An 8794-nucleotide genomic window follows, 5' to 3' on the forward strand; every position below is an offset into this window, starting at 1 on the left:
AAAAAACCCCCCCCGGGGGGGGGGGGGGGGTTTAGCGAACAACAAGAAGAAAAAATTACTCTTCTTTTGCACCGCGCATCGCGCGTTTACGGTCGTTCTCGGTCAGGTGACGTTTACGGATACGGATAGAGGTCGGAGTAACTTCTACCAGTTCGTCGTCATCGATGAACTCCAGAGCCTGCTCCAGGGTCATCTTAACCGGCGGAACCAGAACCGTGGCTTCGTCAGTACCAGACGCACGCATGTTGGTCAGTTTCTTACCGGTCAGGCAGTTTACCGTCAGGTCGTTGGAACGGCTGTGAATACCGATGATCTGGCCTTCGTAAACTTCAGCGCCGTGGCCGAGGAACAGCTTACCGCGATCCTGCAGACCGAACAGCGCGAACGCTACCGCTTTACCCTGACCGTTGGAGATCAGTACGCCGTTGTTACGCTGGCCCACTTCGCCCGGACGAACGTCGTCGTAGTGGCTGAAGGTGGAGTACAGCAGACCGGTACCGGAGGTCATGGTCATGAACTCTGAACGGAAGCCGATCAGACCGCGGCTTGGGATCACGTAGTCGAGACGTACGCGGCCTTTACCGTCCGGATTCATGTTTTTCAGGTCGCCTTTACGCTCGCCCAGCGCCTGCATGACAGAACCCTGGTGCTGCTCTTCGACGTCCAGCGTCACGTTCTCGAACGGCTCTTGTTTACGGCCGTCGATTTCGCGGAAGATAACTTTCGGACGGGAAACCGCCATCTCGAAACCTTCACGACGCATGTTTTCAATCAGAACGGACAGGTGCAGTTCACCACGGCCGGAAACGCGGAACGCATCAGCGTCTTCGGTTTCTTCAACGCGCAGCGCCACGTTGTGCACCAGCTCTTTATTCAGACGGTCCAGGATCTGGCGAGAGGTAACGAACTTACCTTCTTTACCGCAGAACGGAGAGGTGTTGACGTTGAAGAACATGGAAACGGTCGGCTCATCAACGGACAGGGCCGGCAGCGCTTCGACATTCTGCGGGTCGCAGATGGTGTCGGAGATGTTCAGCTCGCCCAGACCGGTGATCGCGATAATGTCGCCAGCTTCAGCTACGTCGCTCTCAATTCGCTCCAGACCCAGGTGAGTCAGTACCTTACCGACTTTACCGTTACGGGTTTTGCCTTCGCTATCGATGATAGTGACCTGCTGGTTCGGCTTCACTTTACCGCGCTTGATGCGGCCGATGCCGATAACACCAACGTAGTTGTTGTAGTCCAGCTGGGAGATCTGCATCTGCAGCGGACCGTCAAGATCAACGTCCGGCGCCGGCACGCGATCGACAATCGCCTGGTACAGCGGGGTCATGTCGTCAGCCATGTCTTCGTGATCCAGACCCGCGATACCGTTCAGCGCGGACGCGTAAACGATCGGGAAGTCCAGCTGTTCGTCGGTCGCATCGAGGTTAACGAACAGGTCGAACACCTGATCGACAACCCAGTCCGGACGCGCGCCCGGGCGGTCAACTTTGTTGATGACCACGATCGGCTTCAGACCGTGGGCAAAAGCTTTTTTGGTCACGAAGCGCGTTTGCGGCATCGGGCCATCAAAGGCATCTACCACCAGCAGCACAGAGTCAACCATGGACATAACACGCTCAACTTCACCTCCGAAGTCGGCGTGCCCTGGGGTATCAAAGATGTTGATACGGTAATCATTCCATTTGATTGCGGTGTTTTTCGCGAGGATGGTAATCCCACGCTCTTTCTCCAAATCGTTGGAGTCCATCACACGTTCTTGTGCTTCAGTACGTGCGTCGAACGTACCGGATTGCTGTAGCAGCTTGTCAACCAGGGTAGTTTTACCATGGTCAACGTGCGCGATGATGGCGATATTACGCAGATTTTCGATCACAACTTTGCCTCAGGCATTAGAAATAGCGCGTTATTGTACACGTATTAAGCGAAGGACTGAACAGGATCACAAACATCCTCCGCAAACAAGTATTGCAGAGTTTCTTTGTGACCGCTTTCACGGAGCGATAAAAGGGCACCGTAACAAAAATTGCACCAAAATGGTGCTCAGTGTTCACACTGAAGCACTATTTTGGTGCATTATCTCCATCATGGTGCAGTCCTTTTGCACTATGGTGCGCATGATACAGCGTTTTATGGGGCATTTAAAAGTTGGCACAGATTTCGCTTTATATTTTTTAAGGCAACAACGCCACTTTTAAGCAGTATGAAGTTTTCGTTACCACGACGACAATGACCAATCCGGGAGAGTTTAAGTATGTCCGCTGAACACGTTTTGACGATGCTGAACGAGCACGAAGTGAAGTTTGTCGATCTGCGCTTCACCGATACCAAAGGTAAAGAACAGCACGTCACGATTCCGTCTCATCAGGTAAATGCCGAATTCTTCGAAGAAGGCAAAATGTTTGATGGCTCCTCGATTGGTGGCTGGAAAGGTATCAACGAATCTGACATGGTCCTGATGCCGGACGCGTCCACCGCGGTCATTGACCCGTTCTACGAAGAACCGACCCTGATCATCCGCTGCGATATCCTCGAGCCAGGCACCCTGCAGGGCTATGACCGTGACCCGCGCTCCATCGCGAAACGCGCTGAAGAGTACCTGCGCGCCACCGGCATCGCTGATACCGTCCTGTTCGGGCCAGAACCAGAATTCTTCCTGTTCGACGACATCCGTTTTGGCGCCTCTATCTCCGGCTCCCATGTCGCGATCGATGACATTGAAGGTGCGTGGAACTCCTCCACCAAATACGAAGGCGGTAACAAAGGTCACCGTCCGGGCGTGAAAGGGGGTTACTTCCCGGTTCCGCCAGTAGACTCTTCTCAGGACATCCGTTCCACCATGTGTATGATCATGGAAGAGATGGGTCTGGTTGTTGAAGCCCATCACCATGAAGTAGCAACCGCAGGTCAGAACGAAGTGGCAACCCGCTTCAATACCATGACCAAAAAAGCGGATGAAATTCAGATTTACAAATACGTTGTTCACAACGTCGCTCACCGCTTTGGTAAAACCGCGACCTTTATGCCGAAACCGATGTTCGGCGACAACGGCTCCGGCATGCACTGCCATATGTCTCTGGCGAAAAACGGGACCAACCTGTTCTCCGGCGACAAATACGCCGGTCTGTCTGAGCAGGCGCTGTTCTACATCGGCGGCGTAATCAAACACGCTAAAGCCATCAACGCCCTGGCGAACCCGACCACCAACTCCTACAAGCGTCTGGTCCCGGGTTACGAAGCGCCGGTTATGCTGGCTTACTCTGCCCGTAACCGCTCTGCCTCTATCCGTATTCCGGTGGTGACCTCTCCGAAAGCGCGTCGTATCGAAGTGCGCTTCCCGGACCCGGCTGCCAACCCGTACCTGTGCTTTGCGGCGCTGCTGATGGCTGGCCTTGATGGTATCAAGAACAAAATCCATCCGGGCGAAGCAATGGATAAAAACCTGTATGACCTGCCGCCGGAAGAAGCGAAAGAGATCCCGCAGGTTGCCGGTTCTCTGGAAGAAGCCCTGCAGGCCCTGGATGCTGACCGCGAGTTCCTGACCGCTGGCGGCGTGTTCACCAATGACGCTATCGATGCCTACATCGCCCTGCGTATGGAAGAGAACGACCGCGTACGCATGACTCCGCATCCGGTTGAGTTCGAACTGTACTACAGCGTCTAATTTTGCTGTAAATCCAGGGTATGTCGTGTTGTGGCGCGAGATGCCCGGGATATTTTGTTGCCGTGGAAACTTTCAGCCCATCTCAGGATGGGCTTTTTTCTCCACCAACACGCTGATCTCGCGAGCTTTTTACCGATAAAAAGCTATACTGCACTAAATTGGTGCACTCATTTTCAGGAGACTGTCGAATGGCAACAGGCACACTGCCCGATGCTGGGCAGATCCTTAACTCCCTTATCAACAGTATTTTACTGGTCGATGATGACCTGGCGGTGCACTTTGCCAACCCTGCGGCGCAGCAGCTGCTGGCGCAGAGCTCGCGCAAACTGTTTGGCACCCCATTACCTGAGCTGTTGAGCTATTTTTCGTTGAATATCGGGCTGATGCAGGAGAGTCTGCAGGCGGGCCAGGGGTTTACCGATAACGAAGTGACGCTGGTTATCGATGGCCGTTCGCACATCCTGTCGTTGACCGCCCAGCGGCTGCCGGAAGGCTTTATTCTGCTGGAAATGGCGCCGATGGATAATCAGCGCCGCCTGAGCCAGGAGCAGCTGCAGCATGCGCAGCAGGTCGCCGCTCGCGACCTCGTCCGCGGCCTGGCGCATGAGATAAAAAACCCGTTAGGCGGCCTGCGCGGCGCGGCCCAGCTGCTCAGCAAAGCGCTGCCCGACCCGGCGCTAACGGAATATACCAAAGTGATCATTGAGCAGGCCGACCGGCTAAGAAATCTGGTCGACCGCCTGCTCGGACCACAGCATCCGGGCATGCACGTTACCGAAAGCATCCACAAAGTCGCCGAACGGGTAGTTAAACTGGTTTCCATGGAGTTGCCGGACAACGTGAAGTTGATCCGCGATTACGACCCCAGCCTACCAGAGCTACCCCACGACCCGGATCAAATTGAACAGGTGTTGCTGAACATCGTCCGTAATGCGCTGCAGGCGCTGGGGCCGGAAGGGGGCGAAATTATTCTTCGCACCCGCACCGCTTTCCAGCTGACGCTGCACGGGGTGCGTTATCGCCTCGCCGCCCGCATCGACGTTGAAGATAATGGCCCGGGTATTCCGCCCCATCTCCAGGATACGCTGTTCTATCCGATGGTCAGCGGCCGCGAAGGCGGTACCGGCCTGGGCTTATCTATCGCCCGTAGCCTTATCGATCAGCACTCCGGCAAAATTGAATTCACCAGCTGGCCGGGTCATACCGAATTTTCGGTATACCTGCCTATTCGGAAGTAGAGGTGTTTATGCAACGAGGGATAGCCTGGATCGTTGATGACGATAGCTCCATCCGCTGGGTGCTTGAACGCGCGCTCACCGGAGCCGGCTTGAGCTGCACAACGTTCGAAAGCGGCAATGAGGTGCTAGATGCCCTCACCACCAAAACCCCGGATGTACTGCTGTCAGATATCCGTATGCCCGGAATGGATGGTCTGGCGCTGCTCAAACAGATTAAGCAGCGCCATCCAATGCTTCCGGTCATCATAATGACCGCGCATTCCGATCTGGACGCCGCGGTCAGCGCTTATCAGCAGGGCGCGTTTGATTATTTGCCCAAACCTTTTGATATCGATGAAGCCGTCGCCCTCGTCGACCGGGCGATAAGCCACTATCAAGAGCAGCAGCAGCCGCGAAATGCGCCGATAAGTAGCCCAACCGCCGACATCATCGGCGAAGCGCCGGCAATGCAGGATGTCTTTCGCATTATTGGCCGCCTGTCGCGCTCATCCATCAGCGTGCTGATCAATGGCGAATCCGGTACCGGTAAAGAGCTTGTCGCACATGCCCTGCATCGCCATAGTCCACGCTCAAAAGCGCCGTTTATCGCGCTGAATATGGCGGCGATCCCCAAGGACCTGATTGAGTCCGAGCTGTTCGGCCATGAAAAAGGAGCCTTTACCGGCGCCAATACCGTCCGTCAGGGTCGCTTTGAACAGGCTGACGGCGGTACGCTGTTCCTGGATGAAATTGGCGATATGCCGCTTGATGTCCAGACTCGTCTGCTGCGCGTGCTGGCGGATGGTCAGTTTTATCGCGTGGGCGGTTACGCGCCGGTCAAGGTCGATGTGCGGATCATCGCCGCTACCCACCAGAACCTGGAACAGCGCGTGCAGGAGGGGAAATTTCGTGAAGATTTGTTCCACCGCCTGAACGTCATCCGGGTGCATTTACCGCCGCTGCGCGAGCGCCGGGAAGATATTCCACGCCTGGCCCGCCATTTTCTGCAGATAGCCGCCCGCGAGCTCGGCGTTGAAGCCAAACAGCTGCATCCGGAAACGGAGACAGCGCTGACCCGCCTGGCGTGGCCAGGCAACGTCCGTCAGCTGGAAAACACCTGTCGCTGGCTCACCGTCATGGCCGCCGGCCAGGAGGTGCTGACGCAGGATCTGCCGAGCGAACTGTTTGAGACCACGATTCCTGATAGCCCAACGCAGATGCAGCCTGACAGCTGGGCTACGCTGCTGGGTCAGTGGGCCGATCGGGCGTTGCGATCCGGTCATCAAAACCTGCTCTCAGAAGCGCAACCCGAAATGGAGCGCACGCTGCTAACGACCGCCCTGCGCCATACTCAGGGGCACAAGCAGGAGGCTGCGCGCCTGCTGGGATGGGGACGTAATACCCTGACGCGTAAGCTAAAAGAGTTGGGTATGGAGTAGGGTTCAACAGCATGATGAAAAATAGCCGATCGGCGCAAAGTGCTGCTATTTTGTACTTTACTGTTCCGATGAGTTGAGTATGATCGTGCCCGGCATTAGGGGAGAGCATCATGTTTGAATCACTGGTGAGTATGATATCGAGCGGCGCCGCTGCGAGTCACACGCCACAAACGGCAGTCGCTGCCGTGCTGTGCGCTGCGCTGGTCGGGCTGTTCAGCTAATTGTTCCCCCCCCCCCCCCCCCGGGGGGGGGGGGGACCCCCCCCCCCCGCGGGGGGGGGGGGGGGGTTTTTTTTCGTTCTGTGACCGCCCCCACAACAAAATATTAAATAACCCGTGAGAACTGCTGCATCCGGGCCTTTTGCCGTAGGTAGGCATCAAAGCACATACAGATGTTGCGGATCAGCAGGCGGCCTTTCGCCGTCACCTGAATGACCTTATCATCCACAGCCACCAGCCCGTCATGCGCCAGCGGCGCCAGCAGCTTCAGATCCTCGGCGAAATAAGACGCAAAATCCACATCCCACTGCGCCTCGACCGCCGCGATATCCAGCTGGAAGTTACAGATCAACGCTTTAATCACGTCGCGACGCAGACAATCATCGCGAGTTAACGCGATCCCGCGCCACAGGGCGTTCCCTTGCTCTGCTACCTGCTGGTAGTACTGCTTGAGCTCTTTTTGGTTCTGGGCGTAGCTGTCGCCAATCATGCTGATCGCCGAAACGCCCATCCCCAGCAGATCGGTATCGCCCTGAGTGGTGTAGCCCTGGAAATTACGATGCAGTACGCCGTGACGTTGCGCGACCGCTAATTCATCATCGGGACGGGCGAAATGGTCCATGCCGATAAACTGATAGCCTGCCGTCGTCAGCGAGCCGATGGTTTCCTGCAGGATCTCCAGCTTCTGCTCAGCGGAGGGCAGATCGGCATCTTTAATCTTCCGCTGAGCGGCAAAGAGCGTGGGCAGATGCGCATAGTTAAACACGCTCAGGCGGTCAGGATTGAGCTCGGCGACCTTTTGCAGGGTAAAGGCGAAGCTCTCCGGCGTTTGCTTCGGCAGGCCATAAATGAGGTCGATATTGGTCGAGGTAAAACCAATCTCCCGCGCATGGTTGAGCAAATCAAAGATGAACGCTTCGTCCTGCTCACGGTTAACCAGACGCTGAACCTCTTTATTGAAGTCCTGTACGCCCATACTCAGGCGGTTGAAACCCTCAGCGCGTAAATGATCGAGGACATCCAGTTCGATCTCACGCGGATCGACCTCTATGGAGATCTCGGCTTCCGCGCTGAAATGGAAATGGCTGCGCAACAGATCCATCAGGCGACTGATTTGCGCCTTATTGAGATAAGTTGGCGTGCCGCCCCCCCAGTGCAGTTGCTTCACCTGGCGAGTGGCAAACAGCGGCGCGCGGTGGATGATCTCCTGTTCAAGGACATCGAGATATTGATCGGCCTTATGCTGCTGGCGGGTGACTATCTTATTGCAGCCGCAGAAATAACACAGCTTATGGCAAAACGGGATATGCACGTACAGCGACAGGGGACGCTGTGGGTAACGGGCCACAGCGGCATCGAATTCCGCCGCGCCAAATTGCGGTGAAAACTCCAGCGCGGTGGGATACGAGGTATAGCGCGGCCCGGAATAGTTATATTTCTGGATCAGGGCCAGATCCCAGTCGATTATCTGCTCAGACATGCTCACTCCTTCCGATGGTGCCGCCGACGGGTACGCCGTCCCGGCCCCACCGCACCGCGGGTCATGAGCCGGTTGCGCAGCCATTTCTGACGCCGCGACAACCGTCGTAGTTTAACGAATAACCACAGCAGATAACATATAACCAGAAGGGTTATAAGGAGTACCGGGAATCCGATGGGATGCAAATGTTAGTTTCCACCCTTCAGCAGACGCATCATATCTTCCTGACGCTCTTCCTCTTCTTCATCTTCATCATCGTAAGAGAGGCCGAGCTGCTGCATCAGCTCATCAATGCGATCCAGTTTGGCGTCCACCCAGCTCTGCTCTTCAGCATTAAGGGTGCCGCCCTCTTCCAGACGTTCCAGCAGCGCGTCCAGGCGCTCATCATTCTCCAGCAACTCCAGCTCAGCCTGCGGTGAAAGCATAGGTTTCTCGCTCTTTGGTTTATGCTGCTTGGGGGCTGGAGCGCTGCTTTCGCTCACGCCCAGCGGGATCGGTTTTTTGCTACCCACGCGCGGATCTTGCGCCTGACGCTGTTTTTTACCCGCTGAAGCCGCATCGCCGCCGTTCGCGCGACTGCCTGCCGCGTGGCCACGATGTTTCTTCTGCCGTTTGCGATCGCGAGCTTCCTGATTTAACTCTTCACGCGACTTGCGGCCGGATTTGCCACGGGTGGCGGATGTCGGTTTTTTCATGATGTGTAATCTTCAGACAGTAGTATTCAGTATAGAATTGAGGCGGAATCTAGCAGAAAGCAAGCAAAGAAAAAAAAA

Annotated in this window: 7 protein-coding genes; 4 read left to right on the forward strand and 3 right to left on the reverse strand. The window is 55.8% G+C overall.

Annotated elements, in window-relative coordinates; genetic code table 11:
• Positions 1 to 55: 55 nt before the first annotated feature.
• Positions 56 to 1879: a ribosome-dependent GTPase TypA gene (gene typA, locus HMPREF9538_RS15075; protein WP_009484983.1), complete on the reverse strand. Its 1824-nt coding sequence runs from the start codon at positions 1877 to 1879 to the stop codon at positions 56 to 58.
• Between the two features lie 378 nt (positions 1880 to 2257).
• Between typA and glnA the strand changes: the two genes are divergently transcribed.
• From glnA to HMPREF9538_RS31575, 4 genes are all read left to right on the forward strand, one after another.
• Positions 2258 to 3667 carry a glutamate--ammonia ligase gene (gene glnA / locus HMPREF9538_RS15070; RefSeq protein ID WP_002882753.1) on the forward strand — a complete coding sequence of 470 codons (1410 nt, stop codon included), beginning with the start codon at positions 2258 to 2260 and terminating at the stop codon, positions 3665 to 3667.
• A 188-nt stretch (positions 3668 to 3855) separates the two neighbouring features.
• On the forward strand, positions 3856 to 4905 hold the full coding sequence (gene glnL / locus HMPREF9538_RS15065) for a nitrogen regulation protein NR(II) (protein ID WP_004146229.1): 1050 nt from the start codon (positions 3856 to 3858) through the stop codon (positions 4903 to 4905).
• An 8-nt stretch (positions 4906 to 4913) separates the two neighbouring features.
• Positions 4914 to 6323, forward strand: a complete 1410-nt coding sequence (glnG, locus tag HMPREF9538_RS15060) for a nitrogen regulation protein NR(I) (RefSeq protein ID WP_002882749.1) — start codon at positions 4914 to 4916, stop codon at positions 6321 to 6323.
• A 110-nt stretch (positions 6324 to 6433) separates the two neighbouring features.
• On the forward strand, positions 6434 to 6544 hold the full coding sequence (locus HMPREF9538_RS31575) for a YshB family small membrane protein (protein WP_004152951.1): 111 nt from the start codon (positions 6434 to 6436) through the stop codon (positions 6542 to 6544).
• Between the two features lie 103 nt (positions 6545 to 6647).
• Here the strand turns inward: HMPREF9538_RS31575 and hemN are convergent, their stop codons facing one another.
• Positions 6648 to 8021, reverse strand: a complete 1374-nt coding sequence (hemN, locus tag HMPREF9538_RS15055) for an oxygen-independent coproporphyrinogen III oxidase (protein ID WP_002882745.1) — start codon at positions 8019 to 8021, stop codon at positions 6648 to 6650.
• Between the two features lie 188 nt (positions 8022 to 8209).
• The gene (yihI, locus tag HMPREF9538_RS15050; protein ID WP_002882743.1) at positions 8210 to 8716 is read right to left on the reverse strand and encodes a Der GTPase-activating protein YihI; all 507 of its coding nucleotides are present in this window, start codon (positions 8714 to 8716) and stop codon (positions 8210 to 8212) included.
• Positions 8717 to 8794: the final 78 nt, after the last annotated feature.

Origin of the sequence: Klebsiella sp. MS 92-3 (assembly GCF_000195655.1) — a bacterium.
GTDB classification, from domain to species: domain Bacteria; phylum Pseudomonadota; class Gammaproteobacteria; order Enterobacterales; family Enterobacteriaceae; genus Klebsiella; species Klebsiella pneumoniae.